At 61.3% G+C, this 23,263-nt stretch carries 23 protein-coding genes; 7 read left to right on the top strand and 16 right to left on the bottom strand.

Annotated features, from left to right (window positions below; all coding sequences use genetic code 11):
• Positions 1 to 212 precede the first annotated feature (212 nt).
• Together AC1DD7_RS13980 and AC1DD7_RS13975 are read left to right on the top strand one after the other, a co-directional pair.
• Positions 213 to 1,424 (top strand): WXG100 family type VII secretion target, encoded by a 1,212-nt coding sequence (locus AC1DD7_RS13980; RefSeq protein WP_477515453.1) that lies wholly within the window; start codon positions 213 to 215, stop codon positions 1,422 to 1,424.
• A gap of 51 nt (positions 1,425 to 1,475) precedes the next feature.
• Positions 1,476 to 1,961: a hypothetical protein gene (locus tag AC1DD7_RS13975; protein WP_431117072.1), complete on the top strand. Its 486-nt coding sequence runs from the start codon at positions 1,476 to 1,478 to the stop codon at positions 1,959 to 1,961.
• 12 nt (positions 1,962 to 1,973) lie between these two features.
• On the opposite strand, the gene AC1DD7_RS13970 is transcribed toward AC1DD7_RS13975, so the two are convergent.
• From AC1DD7_RS13970 to AC1DD7_RS13935, 8 genes are all read right to left on the bottom strand, one after another.
• The gene (locus AC1DD7_RS13970; protein ID WP_477515452.1) at positions 1,974 to 3,023 is read right to left on the bottom strand and encodes a Gfo/Idh/MocA family protein; all 1,050 of its coding nucleotides are present in this window, start codon (positions 3,021 to 3,023) and stop codon (positions 1,974 to 1,976) included.
• Between the two features lie 14 nt (positions 3,024 to 3,037).
• Entirely contained in the window at positions 3,038 to 3,127 is a 90-nt protein-coding gene (locus AC1DD7_RS13965) for a type II toxin-antitoxin system RelE family toxin (protein WP_477515559.1), read from the bottom strand.
• A 164-nt stretch (positions 3,128 to 3,291) separates the two neighbouring features.
• Positions 3,292 to 3,561, bottom strand: a complete 270-nt coding sequence (locus AC1DD7_RS13960) for a type II toxin-antitoxin system Phd/YefM family antitoxin (protein WP_477515451.1) — start codon at positions 3,559 to 3,561, stop codon at positions 3,292 to 3,294.
• A 227-nt stretch (positions 3,562 to 3,788) separates the two neighbouring features.
• On the bottom strand, positions 3,789 to 5,516 hold the full coding sequence (locus tag AC1DD7_RS13955; protein ID WP_477515450.1) for an ABC transporter family substrate-binding protein: 1,728 nt from the start codon (positions 5,514 to 5,516) through the stop codon (positions 3,789 to 3,791).
• Between the two features lie 74 nt (positions 5,517 to 5,590).
• Positions 5,591 to 7,738 (bottom strand): ABC transporter ATP-binding protein, encoded by a 2,148-nt coding sequence (locus AC1DD7_RS13950; protein ID WP_477515449.1) that lies wholly within the window; start codon positions 7,736 to 7,738, stop codon positions 5,591 to 5,593.
• Positions 7,735 to 8,697, bottom strand: coding sequence for an ABC transporter permease (locus AC1DD7_RS13945; protein ID WP_477515448.1), 963 nt, complete (start codon positions 8,695 to 8,697; stop codon positions 7,735 to 7,737). The genes AC1DD7_RS13950 and AC1DD7_RS13945 overlap by 4 nt, the downstream gene beginning before the upstream one ends.
• Positions 8,697 to 9,680, bottom strand: a complete 984-nt coding sequence (locus tag AC1DD7_RS13940; protein WP_477515447.1) for an ABC transporter permease — start codon at positions 9,678 to 9,680, stop codon at positions 8,697 to 8,699. The genes AC1DD7_RS13945 and AC1DD7_RS13940 overlap by 1 nt, the downstream gene beginning before the upstream one ends.
• 341 nt (positions 9,681 to 10,021) lie before the next feature.
• Positions 10,022 to 10,627 carry a TetR/AcrR family transcriptional regulator gene (locus tag AC1DD7_RS13935; protein WP_477515446.1) on the bottom strand — a complete coding sequence of 202 codons (606 nt, stop codon included), beginning with the start codon at positions 10,625 to 10,627 and terminating at the stop codon, positions 10,022 to 10,024.
• A gap of 86 nt (positions 10,628 to 10,713) precedes the next feature.
• Here AC1DD7_RS13935 and AC1DD7_RS13930 point away from each other — a divergent pair, with 86 nt between their 5' ends.
• Together AC1DD7_RS13930 and AC1DD7_RS13925 are read left to right on the top strand one after the other, a co-directional pair.
• On the top strand, positions 10,714 to 11,280 hold the full coding sequence (locus AC1DD7_RS13930) for an NAD(P)H-dependent oxidoreductase (RefSeq protein ID WP_477515445.1): 567 nt from the start codon (positions 10,714 to 10,716) through the stop codon (positions 11,278 to 11,280).
• A gap of 532 nt (positions 11,281 to 11,812) precedes the next feature.
• Complete coding sequence (locus AC1DD7_RS13925; RefSeq protein WP_477515444.1) at positions 11,813 to 12,331, top strand: GerMN domain-containing protein; 519 nt, start codon at positions 11,813 to 11,815, stop codon at positions 12,329 to 12,331.
• Positions 12,332 to 12,436: 105 nt separating this feature from the next.
• Here AC1DD7_RS13925 and AC1DD7_RS13920 read toward each other — a convergent pair whose 3' ends face one another.
• The 3 genes from AC1DD7_RS13920 to AC1DD7_RS13910 form a co-directional block, all read right to left on the bottom strand.
• Positions 12,437 to 12,976 (bottom strand): hypothetical protein, encoded by a 540-nt coding sequence (locus AC1DD7_RS13920; protein WP_431117083.1) that lies wholly within the window; start codon positions 12,974 to 12,976, stop codon positions 12,437 to 12,439.
• Positions 12,957 to 14,027, bottom strand: coding sequence for a hypothetical protein (locus tag AC1DD7_RS13915; RefSeq protein ID WP_477515443.1), 1,071 nt, complete (start codon positions 14,025 to 14,027; stop codon positions 12,957 to 12,959). Before AC1DD7_RS13915 ends, AC1DD7_RS13920 begins: the two co-directional genes overlap by 20 nt.
• A 130-nt stretch (positions 14,028 to 14,157) precedes the next feature.
• Positions 14,158 to 15,006 carry an isocitrate lyase/PEP mutase family protein gene (locus tag AC1DD7_RS13910; protein WP_477515442.1) on the bottom strand — a complete coding sequence of 283 codons (849 nt, stop codon included), beginning with the start codon at positions 15,004 to 15,006 and terminating at the stop codon, positions 14,158 to 14,160.
• 110 nt (positions 15,007 to 15,116) lie between these two features.
• Here AC1DD7_RS13910 and AC1DD7_RS13905 point away from each other — a divergent pair, with 110 nt between their 5' ends.
• The 3 genes from AC1DD7_RS13905 (at position 15,117) to AC1DD7_RS13895 (ending at position 17,335) form a co-directional block, all read left to right on the top strand.
• Entirely contained in the window at positions 15,117 to 16,427 is a 1,311-nt protein-coding gene (locus tag AC1DD7_RS13905) for an aminotransferase-like domain-containing protein (RefSeq protein WP_477515441.1), read from the top strand.
• Entirely contained in the window at positions 16,424 to 16,852 is a 429-nt protein-coding gene (locus AC1DD7_RS13900; protein WP_431117086.1) for a universal stress protein, read from the top strand. The genes AC1DD7_RS13905 and AC1DD7_RS13900 overlap by 4 nt, the downstream gene beginning before the upstream one ends.
• A gap of 171 nt (positions 16,853 to 17,023) precedes the next feature.
• A complete protein-coding gene (locus tag AC1DD7_RS13895) occupies positions 17,024 to 17,335 on the top strand; it encodes a hypothetical protein (RefSeq protein WP_477515558.1) in 312 nt (103 codons plus the stop codon).
• A gap of 58 nt (positions 17,336 to 17,393) precedes the next feature.
• On the opposite strand, the gene AC1DD7_RS13890 is transcribed toward AC1DD7_RS13895, so the two are convergent.
• From AC1DD7_RS13890 to AC1DD7_RS13870, 5 genes are all read right to left on the bottom strand, one after another.
• Positions 17,394 to 17,990, bottom strand: coding sequence for a phosphatase PAP2 family protein (locus AC1DD7_RS13890; RefSeq protein ID WP_477515557.1), 597 nt, complete (start codon positions 17,988 to 17,990; stop codon positions 17,394 to 17,396).
• Positions 17,991 to 18,090: 100 nt separating this feature from the next.
• On the bottom strand, positions 18,091 to 19,692 hold the full coding sequence (locus tag AC1DD7_RS13885) for a dihydrolipoamide acetyltransferase family protein (RefSeq protein ID WP_477515440.1): 1,602 nt from the start codon (positions 19,690 to 19,692) through the stop codon (positions 18,091 to 18,093).
• A 55-nt stretch (positions 19,693 to 19,747) separates the two neighbouring features.
• Complete coding sequence (locus tag AC1DD7_RS13880; protein WP_477515439.1) at positions 19,748 to 20,728, bottom strand: alpha-ketoacid dehydrogenase subunit beta; 981 nt, start codon at positions 20,726 to 20,728, stop codon at positions 19,748 to 19,750.
• Positions 20,728 to 21,921, bottom strand: a complete 1,194-nt coding sequence (gene pdhA / locus AC1DD7_RS13875; RefSeq protein ID WP_477515438.1) for a pyruvate dehydrogenase (acetyl-transferring) E1 component subunit alpha — start codon at positions 21,919 to 21,921, stop codon at positions 20,728 to 20,730. The genes AC1DD7_RS13880 and pdhA overlap by 1 nt, the downstream gene beginning before the upstream one ends.
• Before the next feature lie 149 nt (positions 21,922 to 22,070).
• Positions 22,071 to 23,189 carry a histidinol-phosphate transaminase gene (locus AC1DD7_RS13870; protein ID WP_477515437.1) on the bottom strand — a complete coding sequence of 373 codons (1,119 nt, stop codon included), beginning with the start codon at positions 23,187 to 23,189 and terminating at the stop codon, positions 22,071 to 22,073.
• Positions 23,190 to 23,263: the final 74 nt, after the last annotated feature.

Below are 23,263 nucleotides of genomic sequence, written 5' to 3'. Positions count from 1 at the left end.
AGCGTGCGGACGTGGCCCGCACACCCTCTACATCGTTCCGGGCACGGTTGAGGTTACGCCGTCGTTGAAATTTTTTCCGGTTCGCAGGTTTCCACAGCCGATAGTTCTCCCCATCGCACCTTCATCGGCGGGCGATTATGCTCATGAGATGCCCGGCGCAGCACTTCATGCCCGTCGGCGATCGACACGCCACGGCGTACAGGGGGAGCGTTATGGGACAGGGACTGGTCGGCGCCGACGTCGAAGACCTCCGGCGGCTTTCGGCCGTCATGGACTCCGAGGCAGAGAAGATCACCAATCTTCAGCGGCAACTCAGCACGATGATTCAGAACGGCCACTACTGGCGGGGAAACGATGCTGAGCAGTTCCGTAGCCAATGGAACAGTGACCTCCATGGACGGCTCGCAGCAGCAGCACTGTGCTTGAAGACCAACGCGCGCGCCCTTCTCCTCAACGCGGAGCAGCAGGAACAGGCGTCCCTTGGTCTCCCCGGGGGCGGGAGTGTTTCAGGTGTTTCAGGTGCTGCAGAGGGCAAAGACCCGTCTGGACTACCCGGTTTCACGATGAGCCCAAGGACCTATGGGCCCATAACTGTCGAGGGCAGCGGCACCGTCGGAACTGAAGGCACAGCAGAGGCCCATGCATCGGTGGGTCCCGGCGGAATCAGCCTTGACGCTTCGGGAGAGGTATCGTCCGGAGCTAAAGTCACGTTCACTGCCGAAGGGGAAAGGGGGCCCGTCAAGACCACCGTAACCAACGAGACGTTCGCTGGCTGGCGGGCAGATGGCAAGCTTGACGGAAAAATTCCTTTTGGCTTTGGCCCGGTAAAACTTGAAGCAAACGGTGATGCATTCGTCGGCGTGGAAAACACCACCACCACGAAGAGCGACTTCTTCGATGGCTGGATCAACAACACCGTCACTGCCAGGGTCATGACTGGTGCGGAAGCAAGCGCACACATCACCGGACAAAGCCCGTTCCTCTTCTCCCCCGGCGGCGAAGCGTTTGCAGGCCAGAAAATGACCGTCGGCAACGAGACAGAAATCGCCGGCGGCCTGTTCGGATTTGGGCAGGGTACGGAACTCCGTGGCGGCGCATGGGCAAGCGCCGGAGAAGGCGAACTCAACGTCAACAAAGCCGGTGATGTAACGGGTGCAGCCGCCAGCGCAGGTGTTGGCGTCGAACTGACGGCATCCCAATACGTTGAAGTCCTCGGCCAAAAACTCTCGACGTCTGAAACAGTTGCCGCGGGTGCGGGCGAGGGACACTTTTTCAACGCGTCCTTGGATGAGGACGGCCTCACCTTGGGCGTTGGTGCCAAGATCACCGCGGAGTTAGGACTTGGCGCTGGCGCGCAGGTCACGCTCAGCCCATCCGGATTTATGGATTCCGTCACAGGCTTTGTCGATTTTCTCAACAAATAAGCAATCCCATTTCCTGAACTTCCCTCAAACAGCGCCGGAAGGGCTCTCACGATGACCTCACAGCAAGTCTTCCCGTCAAAGGCATTTCCCGCCTACCCCACTATCAGCGTCAACCCGCCCGCAGGTTGGACGGAGCAGGTGGTCCCTGACGCGGTGGGTGCACTGATGGGTCCCGCTTCCGAGGGCAGCTACACGCCGAATGTGGTCATCTCCGTATCCCGTCGCGTGCCGGGGTATCAGCTGCAGGACATCGCTGCTTCCGTGGACGCTTTCTTGGCTGACCTGCCCGACGCTGTGCTGCTAGGCACCGAACCTGTGGTCATCAATGGCCGGCAATGGCATGTGCGGGAGGCCAGGTATACGCACCCTCAGGCGGGCTCCCTGGCCCAATTCACGGCCGTGACGGTGTTCCACCACGAAGTAGCGGCCGACGTCGTGCAGTTAACCGGTAGCTGCCAGCCGCTCGAGGGAAACCAGGACCTGAAAGCGATCTATTCCGTGGTGGCGAGTGCAGACGTCAGTGCCGGACCTGCCTAAAAAGATCCGCACTTAGGAGCACAGGGCACGCGCCTGTTCGATCAGCTCCAGCACTTCCACCGAGTCAGCCGGATCCACAGGTGCGGGACGCGCGGAGGCCGCACCGCCGTCGTCGATCTTTTCGGCGAGGAGGCGATAGAACTCCGGGTAGGCTCCGCGCTCGGTGGGGATGGTTCGGCGCTGGCCGTCCGACTCAAGGGACCCGTAATTTTCGGCAGGTTCGACGCCGTACTCACCATCCGTCGGCAGTCCACCGCCCAGAACAAAGGGTTCCTGCGGATCGGTGCCGAACTTTACAAAACCACCCTTGGTGCCCAGCACGCGGAAACGCGGTCCGTGGAGGTGGCTGTTGAGGTTCAGGGTCACGTGGCTGACGACGCCGGATTGGTGCTGGAGCGCGATGAAGACGTCGTCGTCGGCCTTCTCCTGCGGACGGCGGCCCGTGATCTCGGCGTAGGTGACGTACGCGGGTCCGAAGAACTGGACGGCCAAGTCCAGCACGTGCGCACCAAGGTCGAACAAGACCCCACCGCCGTCCTCGGCAGTAGCGCTTGCTTTCCACGCTTTGGCGATCTCCGGTGCCCAGCGCTCCATCCCCGCTTCAAACCTGGTCACCGTACCCAGCGTCCCGGCGTCGAGCAGTTTCTTCAGGGTGAGCGCGTCTCCGTCCCAGCGGCGGTTTTGGTAAACAGTGAGGACGCGGCCCGCTTGCGCGGCGAGTTGGATCAGTTCCTCACCTTGCGCGCTGTGGACAACAAACGGCTTGTCGACGACGACGTCGAGCCCGGCTTCCAGCGCGGCTTTCGCCAGCGGATAGTGGGTCGCAGGAGGTGTGCCAAGGATAACGAGATCCAGTTCGTCGGCTAGCGCCAGGATGGCCTGCGGCGTGTTGACCATCTTTGCCTGCGGGTATCGTTCAGCCGCTTTGGCCTGCCTTTGGGCGTCCGATGTGGCAATGACGGCAAGCTCATACGAATTGTTGCTTGCAATGAAGGGCGCATGGAACACGCTGCCCGATAACCCAAAACCTGCGATAGCGGTGCGAATCGGTCTGGAAGTCATGCCCCAAGGCTAATTCAGTAAACCTCCCGCCGGTGCGCGCTGCGGAAGATCAGGACGACGAGTTCGTCCTCGTGAATCTCGTAGAGCACCCGGTAGTCGCCTATTCGAATCCGTCAAGCATTTGATGTGCCATTGAGTTTCTTCACCCCGTCGGGTCGAGGGTTGCTTTCCAGATCGGCGATCGCCAGAAGCAATCTTCGCCGGATTGGAACGTCGAACTTCCGTAGCTGCTTTGTGGCTCCGCTGGTGAACTCCACACGATACGAACTCAACGGTTGATGCCGTTCTCCTTCAGGAGTTCTTCAAGGCCTACTCGTGTACCGTCGTCTTCTGCTTTGGCTTCCGTCAGTGCCCTAACGTCCGCTTCGTCTTCCAGACGCTCGAAACGCTCAAGATCCTCGGCGCTGATCAACACCGCCGCAACCTTGCCCCGCCGGGTGATGCCGATCCTCTCATGGCCGTATGCGGCGCGATTGATCGTATCCGAGAGGTTGACTCTCAGGTCAGCAACACTTACGAAGTAGTCGGCAGCACCCATGCGTCCCATCCTAGCGCTGGTTGTACTTTATGTACATAAGGACCAAAACGTACATCAGGACGTGAGAGAACGTTTCGCGAAAGGCCGCAGGACGTGAGAGAGGGATCGGGAAAAGGCAGCAGGATGTGAGAGAAGGATGGCAAGGGGAAGGCCGGGAGCCGCCCCGAACCGATGAACAGGTTCAGGGAAGCTCCCGGCCTTCTTGTATTTAGACCCAGAGCAGAGCGTTACTTCTTGGCGCCCTTTTCCCAGCCGAGAGTGGTCCAGTCCGGAACGTTGGACAGGCTCTTGAACAGGGACGGGCCGTAGTTGGCCAGGCCCGAGCGCACAAACTGGATCTCCGGGCCGTTGAGGACGGTGCCCATGGAGAAGTACTTCTCCATGTGCTTCTTCTCAACGTCCATGGCGGCCTTGTTGCGCTCGGTGTCATCAGCAATGGTCGCAAGACGCTTGATTTCGGCGTCGAGCTCGGCATCGCCCAGGCCGTTTTCGTTGGTCGCCGAATCGTAGAACTGCTTCACGGCGTCCGTGGCATCCGCGCCCACGGTGTAACCGGAAATGGTCACATCGAATTCGCGGCCACCGATGACCTTCCCGAAGTCGGCGTCACCGCGCTGGTCGATGGTGACATCCATGCCGGCAGCCTTGAGCTGGTTTTGCAGCGTCTGCGAGGTTGCGGCCGTGGTGGGGTCGTCGCCGAAGTTGGTGATCTTGAAGGCCACGGGGACCCCGTCCTTCGCCATGATGCCCTTGTCGTTCGGGGCATAGCCAGCATCGGTCAGGACTTTCTTGGCCTGCTCAGCGCCGGTGTCCTTCACAGGGTAGTTGTCCTGGTAGTACTCGGAGAACGGCATGAGCATCATGGAGCCCGAGCTTTCCTCGGACCAGTTCAGGCCGTTGAAGCGGACATCGCGGATGGCCTTGCGGTCCACTGCGGTGAAGATCGCCTTGCGCACGGCAACGTCAGTAAGGGCCGGCCGCTTGGCATTCAGGTTCAGGCCACCTGCGAACAGGCGCTGGCCACGACGAACGTCGGCGTCTTTGGTACCTTCGAGCTGCTTGTAACGGCCGAGCGTACGGCCGTTGGCCGCGTCGATTTCACCGTTTTTGAAGGCAGCAATCGTAGCGCTGGGTTCCATTTGGCGCCAGACGACCTTGTCGAGGACGGGCTTCTGGCCCCACCACTTGTCGTTGGGGACCATGGTTACCGTTTTTGCGGTGGTGTCGTAGTTTTCAACCTTGAACGGGCCAGCCATCCACTCGGGGTGCATGTTGCCGGCGAAGCCCGTATTGAAGATTTCCGGTGTGTTGATCGCGGGGTGGATCAGTCCGAAGAAGAGACCTTCCAGCGGGAAGACCGGCTGGGTGGTGGTAACAATGACTTCTTTGTCGTTGGCGCCGGCCTTGACCGAGTCCACGAAAGCGTAGGCGCCGGCGGAAACGATGTCGATTGACTTGTCGTCGCCCTTCAGCATCTTCCACGTGTTCTCGAAGGTTTTGACGTCAATCGGCGTTCCATCGTTCCAGGTCGCCTTGTCGTTGACCTTGATGGTGATGGTCTGCTTGCCATCCTTGACTTCGCTCTTGACGTCTTCGCAGAAGTCCTTGTTCGGCTCAGCTTTGCCGTTGAAGTCCAACTTCCAGCAGCCGCCGATGCCGCCGCTGTTGATGGAAGCCGTATTAACCGGGGTCATCAGCGCCGAGTTGTCTGCGCTGTTGCCCACATTGGAGAAGCCGTTAAAGTCGGGGCCAATGCTGCCCACAGCAAGGGTGACGGTGCCGCCCTGCTCCAGGTCTTTGGCTTCCTTGGCATTAACGCTTATGAGCTTACTGATGTCGCCGCCAGCTTCTTCGGCCTTCTGGGAGGCCGGACCCGACGGCGTTCCCCCGCCGCAAGCGGTCAGCATCAGTGCAACTGCAACTGCTACGCCGCCGATCGTCGTGTACTTCTTCATGGTTTGCCCTTCATGTTTACGACTGGAAATCTTTACGAATTGAATACAGGGTTCAATCAATGAGTCATTTGTCGTCAGGCATGCACCACCAGCATGTCGGCATCTATTTCCCCGTCCGGGAAGAAGCATGCAAACTCCTGTTGACCTTCTGAAGCAAGTGGCGGCTCCAGAGTAAGGCACTTCTCCTGCTTGGCGGCAGGTAGTGCGGCGAATACGGGGCAACGCGTTGCGAAATTGCAACCCTTTGGCGCATCAAGCGGGCTGGGCAGATCGCCCTGCAGGATGATGCGTTCACGTGTGCGTTCCAGATGGGGATCAGGTACCGGGATCGCAGAGAGAAGCGCCCTGGTGTAAGGATGCCGCGGATTGTCGAAGACTTCGTCCACATCGCCGGTTTCCACAATCTTGCCCAGGTACATCACGGCCACGCGGTCCGAGATGTGGCGGACCACTGAGAGATCGTGGGCCACCATCAGGTAGCTCAGGCCCAGTTCGGCGCGAAGCTGGTCCAGGAGGTTGATAACGCCGGCCTGGACGGAGACGTCCAAGGCGGAAACGGGTTCATCCAGGACCACGAGTTCCGGATTCACTGCGAGCGCCCGGGCGATGCCGATGCGCTGGCGCTGGCCTCCGGAGAACTGGTTGGGGAAGCGGTTGACATGGTCCGCCTGCAGGCCCACGAGCCGCATGAGTTCCATAATGCGCTTCCGGACAGCGGCCTTGGGCATGCCCAGGTTTTCCAGCGGTTCGGCCAGGACTTCGTACACCGTAAAGCGCGGATCCAGTGCCCCGGTGGGGTCCTGGAACACCATCTGCATTTCCTTGCGCATGGCCATCTTGGTCTTGGAGTCGGTGGCTACCTTGTTGCTCACGCCGCCAATCACCACTTCGCCCACTTGGTCGGGGTGGAACTCCATGATCTCCAGCAACGTGGTGGTCTTGCCACAACCGGACTCGCCAACGATTGAGAGGCACTCGCCTTCGCGGATGTCGAAACTCAGCCCGTCAACGGCCTTGACCGTGCCGATCCGGCGCTTGATCAGCGCGCCCTTTAGCAGTGGGAAGTGTTTCTTCACGTCCTTGAGCTCAAGGACCTTGTCGCGCTCAAGGCGGGCAACGCCGTCGAACTTTGACACGGGCTTGGGCGGCGCCTGGAAAATCTGGTGCGCGTCCGCCTCACCGGACAACTCGTCGGTTTTGATGCAGGCGGCCCTGTGGCCTTCGGAACCGGGGACCGAAAAGAGCTCGGGCTCACCGTGCAGGCAGGCATCGCTGGCGAGCGGGCAGCGCGGCGCAAACGAGCAGCCTGTTACGGGCAGGGTCAGGTTGGGCGGCGTGCCTTCGATCGGAACCAGTGACTGCTTGTTGGCAGTGTCAACGCGCGGGACGGCGCCGAGGAGACCCATCGTGTACGGCATGCGGGGGTTGTAATAGATGTCCTCCACCGTCCCGGTTTCCACGGGCTTACCTGCGTACATGACCATGATGTCGTCGGCCATGCCCGCTACGACGCCGAGGTCGTGGGTGATCATGACGACGGCGGCGCCGGTCTCCTCTTGCGCTGTGTGCAGGACTTCCAACACCTGCGCCTGGATGGTGACGTCCAACGCCGTCGTGGGTTCATCCGCGATGAGTACCCGCGGATCGTTGGCGATAGCAATGGCGATCATCACGCGCTGGCGCATTCCGCCGGAGAATTCGTGCGGGAAGGCCTTCAGCCGGTCCTTGGGGCTCGGGATGCCCACCATCCGCAAAAGTTCGACGGCGCGGGCTTCTTTAGCCTGCTTGCTCATGGTGGGGTTGTGGACCGTCAGGGCCTCAATGATCTGGTTTCCCACGGTGTAAACGGGGGTCAGCGACGATAGCGGGTCCTGGAACACCATGGCGATATCGCTGCCACGGTGCTTGCACATCGCTTTGTCGCTCAGGCCAAGGAGTTCCTTGCCCTTGTAGCGCACCGAACCGGAGATGTCCGCGGTCTCCGGGAGGAGTCCCATGATGGCCATGGACGTCACGGACTTTCCTGAGCCTGATTCGCCCACGATGCCCAGGGTTTTTCCGGGCATGAGGTCGAAGTCCACACCGCGCACAGCGTGGACAACGCCGTTTTCAGAATTGAAGCGGACGTTGAGGTCCCGGACGCTCAGGACGGCGTCGCCGGGGGCGTAGAGCCCGGCATCACGAAGTCGCTCTGCGGGCGTGTGGGAGATGTTAGTGCTCATTTGCTGGTCTTCTTTGCGGTCTTGGTCTTCGCGCGGCCGATGGAACTTGAGCTGGGGTCGAAGGCGTCGCGGAGGCCGTCGTTCATCATGGCCAGCGAACCAGTCAGGAGGAACATGACGGTCAGCGGTACCCAGAACATCCACGGGAACGAGGACACCTGGCCGGTGGCCTGGCCGATGAGGACTCCCAGGCTGACATCGGGGAGCTTGATGCCGATGCCGATGAAGGAGAACGCCACTTCGGCCAGCACGGCACCGGTAATACCGCGGGTGAAATCGAGAACCAACAGTGAGCCGATGTTGGGGACGAGGTGACGCCATACGATCTTGCGGGAGGGAACACCCATGTACTTGGCGGCTTTGACGTAGTCCCGCTGCATGAGGGACATCGACAATGAGCGCACCAGGCGGGCGGTGCCCATCCAGCTGAAGAACAGCAGCACGATGATCAGCAGGAGCCAGCTGGGGAGGTCCTTGAGTCCGCCGCCCCCGCTGGTGGCCACTGCGACCACCAGAATGGCCGGCATCATGATGAGGGCTTCAAGGATGAACAACATGACGGCGTCCACCTTGCCCCCGAAGAACGCCATGGTGCAGCCGTAGACGGCGGAAATCAGGACTGATACGCCGCCCACGATCAGGCCGATGAAGATCGAGATCCGTGTGCCTTCAACGATGAGCGCCATAAGGTCAATACCGGCCTGCGACGTACCCAGGAAGTGATCCGGTGATGGTCCCATGCCGATGTTGAGGGGATCGATCGTGTCCTTGTCCCAGGGCGTCAGGAATCCGCCGAACAAGGAGAAGAGGAACAGCGCCAGGAAAATGAACAAGCCGGCGACGGCGGTACGGTTCCGCATGAATCGACGGAAAATAATGCGGGACTTCCCAATCACGACGTCCTGGTCGGCAACCCTTGACTCGTCGATTTCCGCAATGGGATCAATGATGTTTGTCATTACTGGACCCTCACTCGCGGATCGACCAGCGTCGTCGCGAAGTCGGCAAGGATGGCGCCGATCGCGAAGATCACCGAGCCGTAGGCCAGCGTAGCCGTGGCGACGTTGACGTCCTGAAGCCCGATCGACTGGATACTCCACAGGCCAATGCCGGGCCAGGCGAAGATCGCCTCCGCAAAGAAGCCGCCGGTAAAGATCGCGGGAATGGTGAAGGCAATGCTCTGCGCCACGGGAATGAAGGACACCCGCAGGGCATGCCTGCGGATGGCTTGGTTGCGCGTAAGCCCTTTTGCCCTGGCGGTGCGGACGAAGTCGGCATTCACATTGTCCAGGAGATACTGCCGCTGTGCGATCTGGTAACCGGCCCAACCGAAGATGGTCATCGCGAAGGTGGGCACGGCGTAGTGGGCCACAAGGTCAACGAAAGCAGGCCACCCCGGGTCGATCCCCGGCGTCGAGATTCCAGTGACAAAAAAGATGCGCTGGCCTACGGTTTCGTTGACGCTGATGGCGCCCAACTGGACCAGGAAGTAGGCGATCGGTGCGGGAAGGATGTGCACCAGATAGCTGTAGGACGTGATGACGCGATCCTGGTACTTGTATTGCCGCGCTGCTGAATAAACCCCGAGCGCTACGCCGATGATCAGCGTCAGAATGATGGAGGCGATAAAGAGCCTTGTGGAAACAAGTACCCGGTCAGCGAATTCGGCGTTGACGAATGCCCCGTTTGGGCTGCGCCCCCAGTCCCAGCGCGTGACGATGCCGCCGAGCCAGCCGACATAGCGTTCCCATGGATTGGCGTTGGGGTCCAGGCCGAGTCCACGGAAGGACGCGGCTACTTGTTCCGGGGTTGGCCGCGGGATCTTCTCCTGTTCCAGGACCGCGGGTTTGAGCGTTGATACTGCCAGGAAATAGCCCGCGCTCGTGGTCAGGAAGATCATGATCAGGTAGATGCCCGACCGCTTCGTCAGATATTTCAGCATGTCGGGCGGCTGCCCTGGATCGTGGCAAAGCTCAATGCTCGTCCTTCCGCGGTTCCCGGCTGTGGCCGGCGTCAGCTACGAATTGGCATGAGGGGTGATGGCCCCCCAAGACCCCTCCAGTGATCGCCGCCCTTGTATGGCATGGGTCACATTCAAGAGGAAACTACCACAATAACTGCTTCACGTTTCGCTCAATCAGGCCCGGTTTCTTGCCTGCAGCCAGATTGTTATCTGGATTTGCGTCACGATTTCGACGGCGGTGGCACTGTGGCGCTTACAGCCCGACTCACGTTGTACCTAGGCGGGGACTTCGAAAGCTCGAACGACGGGGAACTTCGGGCTTACGAAGATCCCATGAGGCGCGCCACGAGTTCGCGCCAGGAGTCAGTGAGCCGCTTCGGCGAGATGCCGTGGACGCGGACGTCGTTGACGATTCGTTCGGGGTCCAGCGCGGAAAGCAGTGACATCGCCATGACCCACGGATCCGCGATGCCGGCCTCCCGCAGCAGGACCTCGATATGTCGATGCGCAAGGACAGTAGCCGGCACGTCAAAGCGATTGCGGGCATTGGTTGCGGCCGCTTTCAGGAGCTCGCCGTTTTCCAGGACGAAGTAGATGCGGCCCTCGCCGTAGGCCATCAGCCGTTCGCTGGGTGGCGCACCCGGGCCCAAGGGTGGCGGACCAAACATAAAGCCGCGCTGGAATTCAGATTCAGAGTCACTGAGAAGGGTCATCATGAGGCCGGCCCTGCTACCGAAGCGACGGAATACGGTTCCCTTGCCAACCTGGGCCTTGCAGGCGAGCGCGTCCATGGTGAGTGCTTCCACGCCGAACTCGTCAACCAACTCGCGGGCAGCGCACAGGAGCCGCTCGCGATTCCGGGCGGCGTCGCTGCGCTCATGCGGCGGACCGAAGGGCACGTCCGGCTGGATTGGGATCGAGCTCACAAAAAACATTCTAGACCCGGGAATAGAAACCGGACCGCAGTCCGTTTAGTATCAGTGAAGGTCCAAACGCTTACAAAGGAGACACCATGTCAAAGAGCACCGTTCTTACCCTCGTCGGCAGCCTCCGCGCTGATTCCCACAACAAGAAGCTCGCCGAAGCCATCCAGCTGAACGCACCGGAGAACGTAGACGTCCAGATCCACGACTCCCTGGGCACCATCCCGTTCTACAACGAAGACATCGACGTCGAAGGCCAGGTTCCCGCAGAAGCTGCGGCCCTGCGCGCTGCTGCCGCCAACGCCGACACCCTTCTCCTCGTCACCCCCGAGCACAACGGCACCATGCCCGCCTCGCTGAAGAACGCCATTGACTGGCTGTCCCGCCCCTACGGCGCCGGCGCCCTCACCGGCAAGCCGACCGCCGTCGTCGGAACCGCTTTCGGCCAGTTCGGCGGAGTCTGGGCACAGGACGAGGCCCGCAAGGCTGTTGGGATCGCCGGCGCCAAGGTCCTTGACGAGGTCAAGCTGGCCGTCCCGGGTTCCATGATCCGCTTTGCTGAACTGCACCCGAAGGACGACGCCGAGGTTGTTGAGCAGATCAAGGCTATCTTCGAACCCCTGACTGCCGTTCAGGAAGAAGAAGCAGCAGCCTAGTCTTTTTCGCTTTCCGTGCCCCCGCTCCGATCCCTGCGAACCGCGCAGGACGGAGTGGGGGCATTTGCGTTTCCGGCGTCTACTGGATGGAGCGTGATCAACTCTTGTCCGAACCGTCACCGTAGCGGCATTTTGCTGCAAGTCACACGGGCCTAACGTTGAACTACAGGTGGACGGACAGGAGCGTGGGGCTGTCATGCGTGCCGGGCGGAGACCAACAAGTACGACGGCGATCCCGGCTGCCTGCCTCGTGCTGGGCCTGCTGCTGGCTGGCTGTACTTCGGTCCCAGGGACCCTGCCCTCCGCCGGGGATACTTCGTCTGCTCCTGGGGTGGGCCCATCGGCTTCGGTGCGTGATACTGCGGCGGACGGGGCTTCCAACGCTCCGTCTGTGCCATCCCCGGCGACGGGGAGCGGCACTGCGAATCGTCCTGATGGTCTCGCCACTCCCTCAACCATTCCGGGCTCCGATGGTGCTGGGGCTGATTCTGGCTCTGGCCCTGGCTCTGGCTCTAGTGACGGCGGCAGTGGAGTGGCCCCAACGCCTGGGCCGAGTGCCGACGTCGCACCTTCACCCGTCGCTACGCCAAGCCCTTCACCGACGGCTGTTGCTCCCGTTGCCCGGGCTGCGACCGTGCCTCAGGACCTGAACTTGGGGCCGGCCGTCTATTACGTTGCCGTTGACGACGGGGGCGCAAGAGGTGTTCGCTTCGGATGCAACGACAGCCTGGTGCCTGTCCGCGGTGCCCTGGCGCCCGGTGACCCTTTGACGCTGGCGCTGAACCGCCTGCTGGAAGCCGGCATGCCCTTGGACACCGGCGCCGGCCTCTACGATTCGCTGGCCAATTCCTCGTTGTACTTCGTGTCCGGCTACGTCAGCGGAACAACGGTGGTGGTGAACCTGGGGGGAACGCTGCAGCCCGGTGGAGTGTGCGACATCCCGCGTATCGAGGCGCAGTTGACGCACACCATCGTCTCCGCCAGCGGGGCATCCCGAGCCGAAATCTATGTCAACGGCAAGACTTTGGCTGAGGCGCTGAGCCTGCGTTAGCGTGCTTCAGGCCTCCCGCGACGCACCTACGTTGTGAACCCGCTGTTTCGTCGCCGGCCAGCAACGGAAAAGCGGGTCAGGAACTTAGTTGGGGTTATGGAGGCATCAAGCCGTCGCGATGGCCAGCACCCGCCGTAGTGCCCACGCCACACGGAGCAGTGCCAACACAGATGCGAAGGTGAGAACGAAGACAACCGCTTCCGGAATCCAGAGCCCCCTGGGACCATCGCCCTCCAGGACCACGGCGACAAGGGCGGCCACCACCAGCAGGCCAAGCCCCGGGATGGCGAACAGGAACACTTCTCCGATTTGGCGACGATGCACGGCGCTGAGCTTCTCCAGGGGAAGCTCACGCTGCCCGGGCGCCGCCTTTTTGCCGAGTACGTTGATCAGCATGGAGACGCTGGTGAGCGTGAGGCCAGCGGTAGCTCCAGCCAACGTAGCGAGGGTCTGGAACAGGGTTCGACGGGCACCTGAATCGACGCCCTCCAGCATCAACGGCTGCTTCAAGAGCCACGCCAAGCCAAGCCACATCAGCACAGCCAAAACGGCCCACCCATAGTCTGCTGGCGGATGCAGCAGAAACCACCGCCAGACGGTCCGACGGCGCCCTCCGTGCTCGACGTCAACCTCGTACAAGCTCATGGTCCGCGCTGCCTTCTGATGCTTCGGCTGGCTTCCCGCCCGCAGGTTTCACCTTGGCGGCCTCCTCCTTCGTGACGGCCGCAGCCAGAGCTTCCCGCACTGCCGCCATTCCACCTGCGACGATGTCCGGCACAGGAACCGAATCTGCGGATCCTCTGATGTCCGGCAGTGTGCGGGCGAAGAATGCTTCGTTATCCCTGGCCTGTTTGCTGAGGATGGCAATGGCCTCGGCAGTGGACTTCCGGGGATCGTTGAACACATCCGGGTCCACTTCAATGTGGGAAATGAAACGCTCCTTCAGGAGATCGACCACCTCGCGGTCGCCGGTCAGGGAGTCCTTGCCCTCGGCTACGACGTAGTCGAAGTGCTCGACGGAGCCTGCCCTGCGGAAGAGATCAATGAGCTGCTGGATGCGATCCCGGATCCGCTGCTTGTCCTCAGCCCTTCCCGAACGGCCAACACTGAGGGAAATCCTGAACGTTCCCTCATTCATCAGGCGCGAGGCACTGTCCAGAACATCAGCCCATTCACCCTCCATCAACTTTCCGGAGAGGCGTTCAGCAGGAAGTGCGAACTCGAAGCGACTCACCTCAAGCCTGCTGAGGATCTCCTCGATATCCTCACGGACCACCGGGACCAATCCAAGTTCAAGGCCCAACATGCCTTCGAGGTACTCGCCCATCCTGGAAGCCCGCGGGCCATTGCCGCTGGTCAACACGGCCATGACGTTCCGCTTCAGGAAGGCAAAGTAGGTGGTTTCCAGGAGATGGTCGCCCGGCGCCAAGGGGAGGGGCTTGCGGCGTCCAAGTGCATCCCCCACGCTGGGCAGGTTGGTCTCGCGGACCCGATCCAGGAGGATCACTGGATGCGGTGAGAATGATGCGGTTTGAGCAAGCAAAACGGTGCCGTCCACGCCGATGAAATGCCGGTCTGTCCCAGCCTCTTGGGCCTTCTTGAGTGCCCCGGCCACGCGGCGTGCCGGAAACGGAGCGCGCAGATCATCGCCATTCAGTTGGTCAATGCGCCAGAACTGCACACTGCGTCTTGCCATCCGCCCCTCCCCTACCTGTCGTCTTTGCTGCTGATTCCAAGCTAATGGCGGGGTCAGACATTAAAGCCAGGTTCCGCCGTCGTGCGCTTTCCTCTGCCGCGAACCGCGCCACTTACGGCCTGTACGCTACTTACGGCCTGTACTTGGGTCCTCGGGCGAAGAGCGCATCCATCTCGTCGTGGCTGCGGGTGCCTGCCAATCCTGCCCAGTTACCGTCTCCCAGAATCTCCTTCGCCACCCGTGCGACTTTTGCGTAGGCAGCTTTAGCCGTATTTCCGCCGATGCTGACCCGCCGTATGCCGGCGTCGTGAAGTTCCATCGGCGATGGCGCACCTACTCCCGCAAGTGCATTGAGGGGCGCGGGGATCTTGCTGGAGAGTTCGTGCAGGACGTGAAGGTCCACGACTCCGGGAACGAAGATGCCGTCCGCACCCGCCGTAAGGTAGGACTCAGCGCGGCGAAGGGTCTCGTCGTAAACGTTGTCCGGATACTGTCCGGAGAGGTATGTGTCCGTTCGGGCATTGATGAACAACGGGATTCCGCGCTCGTCCGCTACGGCACGGATCAAAGCGATGCGCCGCGATTGTTCGTTGATGTCCGTCAGTGGCTCCGCAGCCGAGTCCTCAATGTTGATGCCGACGGCGCCCGCATCCAGCACCCCGTGCACGGTGGCCCGCAGTTCGTCGTCTGTGCGCCCGTATCCAGTTTCGATGTCGGCAGTAACCGGCAGTTTGGTTGCCCCTACCACCCGTCCCAGCGCCCCCATCGCCAACCCCCAAGGCACGTGGTCGCCGTCCCGGAAGCCCAGGCTCCAGGAAACCGCCGAACTTGAGGTGGCTATCGCGGTCGCCCCAGCTTCCTGCACCACGCGGGCGGAAGCCGCATCCCAAACGTTCACCAGGACCAATGGCGTGGGCCCGGCGTCGTGAAGCTTGTGGAAGAGTTCGGCTTTGGTCACGGATCCCCGGTGCAGTGTCATAGCTACATTCCAGCCCCTGACGTTCCCGGCGTAAAGCAAACCCCGCAAACCGGCGCGTTCTTGAAAACAGATGTTGCCTAATTAGCAACCTTCAGGAGTATCCTGTCACTGTGACCCACGAAACATTGGATGCCGGCACCAAGCTGCCCGCTGAAGCCATCGACGCCATTGAGCGCGCCGCCACGGCCGCCGCCCACCCGCACGAGGAACTGTTCTCCGCGCGGGCCGCCAACATCAAGCAGTCCGCTGTCCGCGACGTCTTCGATATCTCCATGCGGCCCGGCCTTGTCTCGCTCGCAGGCGGCAACCCGTATCTGCAATCGCTGCCGCTCGAAAAGCTTGGCCAGACCGCCGCCAGGATCATTGCCGAAGACGGGATGACCGCCCTGCAATACGGCGGTGGCCAAGGAACCGCGGAATTGCGCCAACAAGTCTGCGCGATCATGGCTGCAGAAGGCATCATGGACGCACAGCCTGAGAACATCGTGATTACTGCAGGCTCCCAGTCAGCGCAGGATGTGGCCACCAAGGTCTTCTGCAATCCCGGCGACGTGGTCCTGGTCGAAAATCCCACTTACGTTGGGGCCCTGAATACTTTCGAGGCTTACCAAGTGCAGGTGGAGCCAATCGAAATGGACGACGACGGGTTGGTACCTGAACTGCTTGAAGCCAGGATCGCCGCGCTCCAGTCAGAGGGCAAGAGCATCAAGTTCCTCTATACAATTCCCAACTTCAACAATCCCTCGGGCATCACCTTGGCGGAAGAGCGAAGGCAGCGGATCGTAGATATATGCCGCAAGGCGAATATTATCGTTCTGGAGGACAACCCCTACGGCCTGCTGCGGTTTGACGGTCACCCGATCGCACCGATGCGGGCTGCAAATCCAGACGACGTCATCTACTTGGGGTCCTTCTCCAAGATCTTCGCGCCGGGTCTTCGCATTGGCTGGGCCTTGGTGCCCGCCCACCTGCAGCGTCGCTTCTACCTGGCCTCCGAAGCAGTCACGCTTTGCCCGCCGCCCCTGAACCAAATGCTTGTATCCGCATATTTGCGTGATTACGACTGGTGGGGGCAAATCGAAACCTACCGCGGCCTGTACGCGGAACGCTGCAAAGCCCTACTTAGCGCCCTGGACGAATACATGCCGGCCGGACTCTCGTGGACACGCCCCGACGGTGGATTCTTCGTCTGGGTTACGTTGCCTCAAGGCGTGGACACCTACCCTTTGTTGAAGAAGGCCATCGATGCGGGGGTTGTCTTTATTCCCGGCGCAGCTTTCTCGCCGGCAGATGGCCCCTCCAACAAGCTCCGTCTGGCGTTCAGCGCTGTACCGCCGGATACGATTGCCGAAGGCGTACGTCGTCTGGCCCCTGTTCTCGCAGAGGCCATTAAAGCCACCACTGAAGGAGCATCACTATGACCGGGGTTGTCATTGTAGGAGTAGACGGTAGCGAGACGGCGATGAGGGCGGCCAAGGCTGCCCAGCAACTGGCCATCGGGATTGGCGCCAGTCTTCGCGTGGTGAGCGCTTTCGACAGCAACAAGACTGAGGTAGTTGAGATCGGGACGGACAAGTGGATCGTATCCGACGCTGCCGAAGCCGAAGCCGTCGCCCGCACCGTGGCGGAGCGCCTGTCTGACGACCGCCTTGAGGTCACGTACTCGGCAGCCCGCGGCAAGCCCGGTGAAGCCCTGGTCAAAGAAGCAGAAATGCTCGAAGCACGGTTGATCGTGGTGGGCAACCGGCGCATGCAAGGCCTTGGTCGTGTCCTTGGCAGCGTAGCCAACACCGTGGCCCACAATGCTCCTTGCGATGTGTACATCGCCAAGACCGACCAACCGTAAGCGACCTGAATCACGCCGCCGGGTGGGGAGCCTCACCCGGCTTTTGGCGTGATTTCGGCCTGCCCCCAGAAGTCATCGTTATAAAATTGAGATGCCCCCAATGGCGTGAGCCATCCTCCATCAACTGACTTCAGGGGACTTCACTTGCTTACTTTGCAGCCGCGCCAGCGCGTGGGACACGACATCCTGCTTGCCCGCCACGGCAACAGCATCAGCACGATGCGTTTTGACCGCGCGAATGACCGCATCATCGCGATGCTCGACGACGGCTCCTGGGACAGCGCCCCCAACATGATCTCCCCCAGCCTGAACATGCCGGAAACTTTCGGCAGCATCATGCGCAAGGACTGGCGGTTCCTCTCCCTTGCCTGCGTCGCAATGATCACCTTCGCGGCCATGGCTATGGGCATCAGCGTGGAGATGGCAAACCACATGTCCACCACGGAACTTCAGGCGTTGCTGGTCAACTACCCCGCGTTCTAAAGCAGAGCCGCCCTTACATCAGGCCTCGGAGGCTTGCCCCGCCGCCCGCGGCCCGCTATCAGAGCATCCAGTCCTGCAGCAGCCACCACAATCCTGCGATGACGATGGCGCCGAACAAAGAACCGGCGACGACTTGCCCGAGCGTATGGGCGCGCAGCACCACCCGCGACCACCCAACGGCCGGCACTATGACCAACAGGGGCAGCCAGCCGGGTCCGAACATCATCACCACAATGACAGCAGCGGCGGCGATGGCCGAAGCGTGTCCACTCATCTTCCAAAAAGCGCTCACCACCGCCAGAATGGCAATGCCTCCGATCAGGGCGATAATCATCAGTGAAACACTCACCGGACCCCTAATCACCTGCAGCACAACAAGGCCCGCAAGCACGGAGATCAAAGCAAGCAGCAGCAATGCGGGCCGTTGCCGACGGTCGCTGACATGATGGTCCGTGACCCTGCCCAGCTTGATCAGCACCAGCACGTACGCCAGCGGCAGGATACAGACGAACAGGGCCCCGAGTAGCCCGAAGCCCATGGTTCCGGGAAACCCGGGTTCGATAGCAGGACTGATCAACAGTAGGGCCGTCACTACAATGGGCGGCTGGAAAACTTCCGTCAGAACCCGGGCAACAGTGCGCCAGGGCTCTGACAGCGACTGGTGTCCTGACAGCAACTGGGCAGGCACATGACCAGCCTCGCCAGCGGCCACAGCGCTTTTCGGCCCTGCAGCCGCGTTGGTGGCGGCCGGGCGATCAGTCAAGCAACAATGCCGGTTCTTCAAGAATGGCAGCTACATCGGCCATAAAGCGGGCCGAGAGGTCGCCGTCCACCACCCGGTGGTCAAAGGACCCACCCAGCGTGGTGATCCACCGCGGAATCACTTCCCCGTCCAGGACCCACGGCTTCTGCTTGATGGTTCCGAACGCAATGATGGCAACCTCGCCCGGGTTGATGATGGGTGTTCCCGTATCGATGCCAAGCGCACCGATGTTGGTGATGGTCAGGGTACCGCCCTGCATCTCGGCAGGCTGCGTCTTGCCGCCCCGGGCCTTCGTGGCGAGATCGTTAAGGGCGAGGGCCAACTCCTTCAGGGAGAGATCCTGGGCGTCCTTGATATTGGGCACCATCAAGCCACGCGGTGTTGCAGCTGCAATACCCAGGTTCATGAAGTGCTTGACCTGGATCTCCGCACCCCCGTTGCCATCAGCGTTATCTACCCAGGTGGCGTTGACACTGGGGTTCCGCGCGGCGGCCCAAATGACTGCCTTGGCCAAAATAAGCAGCGGGGATACCTTGATGCCCTCGAAGTCCCGCGAAACCTTGAGGCGCTTGACGAACTCCATGGTCCGGCTCGCGTCGACGTCAACAAAGATGCTGACGTGCGGTGCCGTGAACGCGGACTCCACCATGGCCTTGGCGGTCGCCTTACGCACACCCTTCACGGGAACGCGCTCGATCCTCTGGTCCTGCGGCTTCTTGGAAGCACCCCAGAACGACTCCGCCTGATCAAGCTCAGCGTCACGCTGCGCCTGATAGCTGACCAGGTCCTCGCGGGTCACCTCGCCGCGCTGTCCTGTGGCTACGACGTCTGCAAGGTCAATGCCGAGATCGCGGGCGAACTTGCGCACCGGCGGCTTCGCCAGGACCTTGTTGACGAGCCCGCTGATGGTACCGCTGATGGCGGCGCCGCGTGATGCTGCGGTCTGGGGCGTTGACACTCCCGGAGCGGAAGCTCCTGGCGCTGTTACTTCTGACGCTTGGGTGACGGGCGATTGGGCAACCGGCGATTGGGTGACCGGCGCGACGGCGGCGCGTGCCGACGTCGGGCGTTGAGGCACCGGCGTCTGGGCTGCTTGGGCTGCCAGAACCGCTTGGTGGTCCTGGACTGTACCTTCGGCATTTTCGGCGACCGTAGTTGCCTCTCCAGTACCGGCTGGACGCTTGCGCGCACGGCGCTTCACGGAGTCGGCCTTGGGGCCGGAACCCACCAGCGGTCCGCCTGCCGGGCCGTTTTCGCCATTGTCGGTATCAGCGGGAAGCTTGCCGTAGAGAGGGGCATCGACGGCGGGAGCCGCCGCCGGAGCCTGGGTCACCGGCGCTGCATCCCCGGGCTGGTTGTCCGAAACCGCGATGATTGCCGTGCCGACCTCCACCGTGATGCCTTCCTCGACCAACAACTCGGTGACCGTTCCGGCGAAAGGCGAAGGGAGCTCAACGAGCGACTTCGCTGTCTCGATCTCGCACAGGACATCGTTGATGGCAACGGTGTCGCCGGGCTTGACCTTCCAAGCCACTACCTCAGCCTCTGTCAGGCCTTCGCCGACGTCCGGCAGGTTGAATTTCTTTACAGTCACGGTGGTCCTCGATTTCCGTCTGCCCGGCTGTGAAGCCGGACTGGATCAGGGCGGTTTAGTAAGCCAGGGAGCGGTCGAGCGCTTCGAGGATTTTGTCGATGTCCGGCAAGTAGTCCTCTTCAACCTTGGCCACGGGATACGGCATGTGGAAACCGCCAACGCGGATCACAGGGGCTTCAAGGTGCAGGAACGCCCGTTCGCTGATGCGGGCGGCAATCTCTCCACCGATGCCACCGAACGTGGGGGCTTCGTGGGCGACGATCAGCCGGCCGGTCTTCTTGACCGACGCCTCAACGGTGTCGAAGTCCACAGGCGAGATGGAGCGGAGGTCGATGACCTCAATGCTGCGTCCATCCTCAATTGCAGCGTTTGCTGCAGCGAGGGCAACCGGAACCAAAGGCCCGTAAGCCACAATCGTGGCGTCCGTACCTTCGCGGACCACGTGTGCTTTGAACGGGTCTTCGGACGGGCCGGCATTCTCAACATCCACCTCGCCCTTGAGCCAGTAGCGGCGCTTGGGCTCGAAGAAGATCACAGGGTCCTGGCACTCAACGGCTTTCTGGATCATCCAGTAAGCGTCGTGGGCGTTGGACGGCGAAATGATACGGAGGCCGGCAGTGTGGGCGAACAACGCTTCCGGGGATTCGGAGTGGTGCTCGATGGAACCGATGCCACCACCGTAAGGGATTCGAATGACCACAGGAACAGTCAGGCGGCCATGGCTGCGGGCATGGATCTTGGCCAACTGCGTGGTGATCTGGTTGAAGGCAGGATAGACGAAGCCATCGAACTGGATTTCGCACACCGGCAAGTAGCCACGCAAAGCGAGGCCAATCGCGGTACCAACAATGCCGGACTCTGCCAGAGGGCTATCGACGACGCGGTCCGCCCCGAATTCCTTGATCAGGCCATCCGTCACCCGATAAACGCCACCGAGGTGCCCGATGTCCTCGCCCATCAACAGGGACTTGGGGTTGCTCTTCAGCGTTGCGCGGAGACCTTCGTTGATGGCCTTTGCAATGGTCATGGTTGCCATCAGTTAGCTGCCTCCTGGTCGGTTTCAAGGCCTGCCGAGTATTCCTCGAACCATGCCTGTTCCTCTGCAATCAACGGGTGCGCTTCGACATAGACATTGGCGAAGGAATCGCGGATGTCCGGCACCTCAAGGCCATGCGTGGTGCTGCGGACATACTTGGCCAGCTCATCACCGTCGGCTTGCACCTGCTCGAAGAAGGCTTCATCGGCGAGCCCTTCCGTCCGCAGGTATTTCTCCAAACGGTCCAGCGGATCCTTCTCACGCCACGCGGCCTCTTCGGCCAGTTCGCGGTACTTGGTGGGGTCGTCAGCTGTGGTGTGTGCGCCAACCCGGTAGGTGTAAGCCTCGATGAGCACAGGGCCCCGGCCTTCACGGGCATGCTCCAGGGCCCATTCAGTGACGGCGTGGACCGCAATGACGTCGTTGCCATCAACCCGGATTCCCGGGAAGCCGTAGCCCTTGGCACGGTTGGCCAACGGGACCTTGGTCTGGACTTCGGTGGGCACGGAGATGGCCCAGTGATTGTTCTGGCAGAAAAAGACAACCGGGGCATCGTACGAAGCAGCGAAAACCATTGACTCGTGGACGTCGCCTTCAGAGCTGGCGCCGTCACCGAAGTAGGCAATCACCGCAGCCTTGGGATCATTGGAATCACCGGCAACCGCGAGCTTCTGGTCCCGCTGGATGCCCATGGCGTAGCCCACAGCGTGTAGCGTTTGGGCGGCCAGGACCAGGGTGTAGAGGTGGAAGTTGTTCCCGCGCGGGTCCCAGCCTCCGTTGGAGACACCGCGGAACTGCTTCAACAATTCAGCGAGGTCCACGTTGCGCACCAGTGCGACACCGTGTTCACGGTAAGTGGGGAAAATGTAGTCCTGGGGCTGGCTGGCGTGGGCCGAGCCGATTTGGGCGGCCTCTTGACCGGTCAGCGGCACCCACAACGCGAGTTCGCCTTGCCGCTGCAGCGCGGTGGCCTCCTGGTCAAAACGGCGGATCCTGGCCATGTCGGCATAAAAGACGCGGAGCTTTTCGGGGTCGATCCGCTTGGCATAGTCAGAGAAGACGGGATCGGTGCCTAGCTTTCCGTCAGGGCCGAGCAACTGGACCATCTCTACGGGTTCACCCGAGGCAGCTACAGCCGCTGAGGTTGCCGCCAGAGTTTCATCGGTCCCGGGGGGCAGTTGTGTCGAGCCCATTCCGTCTCCTTGCTTGCCGCAGCTAGTGCCGGGCAATGTCTGTCGCTGGGATATATGCCCATTCCGGAATGCATTCCGGAATGGGCATATATTTTGGCTTTCGTCCTTACTTTATCGGCAGTAAGTAGCGTAGGCGCATTTGTTAACCGCTAGGAACTGTGCGGAGCCTTTGTATAACCTGCACAGAGTTTCAGGAACCTTGTATTGGCTTCCACTTCGCCAATGCTGACCCGGACTCCCTCATTACCGAAGGCCCGGACAGACAAGGCCTGCTCAGCCGCCAACGCCGCAAACTCGCCGCTGTTCTCGCCCAAGTTCAACCAAACGAAGTTCCCCTGGGCCTCCGGCACGAACCATCCGAGAGCGCGGAGACCCGAAGTGACGCGGTCCCTCTCCTCCACCAGGCTTTGTACCCTTTCGACAACCTGGTCGAAATTCTCGAGGGATGTAATCGCGGCGCGTTCTGCAATTTGCGAGACGGCGAAGGGTGTAGCCGTGACGCGAAGGTGCTGGGTGAGCTGCGGGCCGGAAACACTGTAGCCAACGCGCAGTCCTGCCAACCCGTGGGCTTTGGAGAAAGTCCTCAGCACCACAACATTGGGGTATTTCCGGTAAAGCTTGATCCCGTCTACGGCAGCCTGGTCGCGGACGAATTCCTGGTAGGCCTCATCAATGACCACCACCACGTTGGGCGGCACTGACTTGATGAAGCGCTCCGTTTCCTCAGCCGTGAGGATGGGCCCGGTGGGGTTGTTCGGAGTGCAGAGCAAGATCACTTTGGTGCGCACCGTAACCGCTGCGGCCATCGTTTCGAGATCGTGACGGCCATCCGGAAGCAACGGGATCTGCACGCTGGCCGCCCCGGTGAGGCCCACACAAATGGGGTAAGCCTCGAAGGAGCGCCAGGCGTAGATCACCTCGTCCGACTTGCCGTCATCATTCTGGCCCGCAAACGTGGCAAGAATCTGGTTGAGTGCGCCGAGGCTTCCTGCACCGGTGACGACGTCGTCAGCAGGAACATCCAGGAAGCCGGCCAAAGCAATGCGCAATTTGGTTGCCAAGGGGTCCGGGTAGCGGTTGATGTCAGTCTGGTCTGCGATGGCCTGCAACACTGCAGGGATCGGAGGCAGCGGGTTTTCATTGGACGACAATTTGTAGCTGGTGAGGCCCTCGATCGCAGCGGGGGGTTTACCAGCCGCGTACTTGGGGAGCCTGTCCACGACCGGTCGAGGGAGTACGCCCTCCGGTGCGTTGTCAGTAGTAGTCATGGATTCAAGCCTACTTGCACCCCTGCGGCCTTTGGGGTGTTCGGCCGCCAACGTTCATCCTCATAAAGCTACCT

The organism is Paenarthrobacter sp. 10L412 (assembly GCF_056395565.1).
This window is presented reverse-complemented; position numbering and strand designations above follow the sequence as displayed.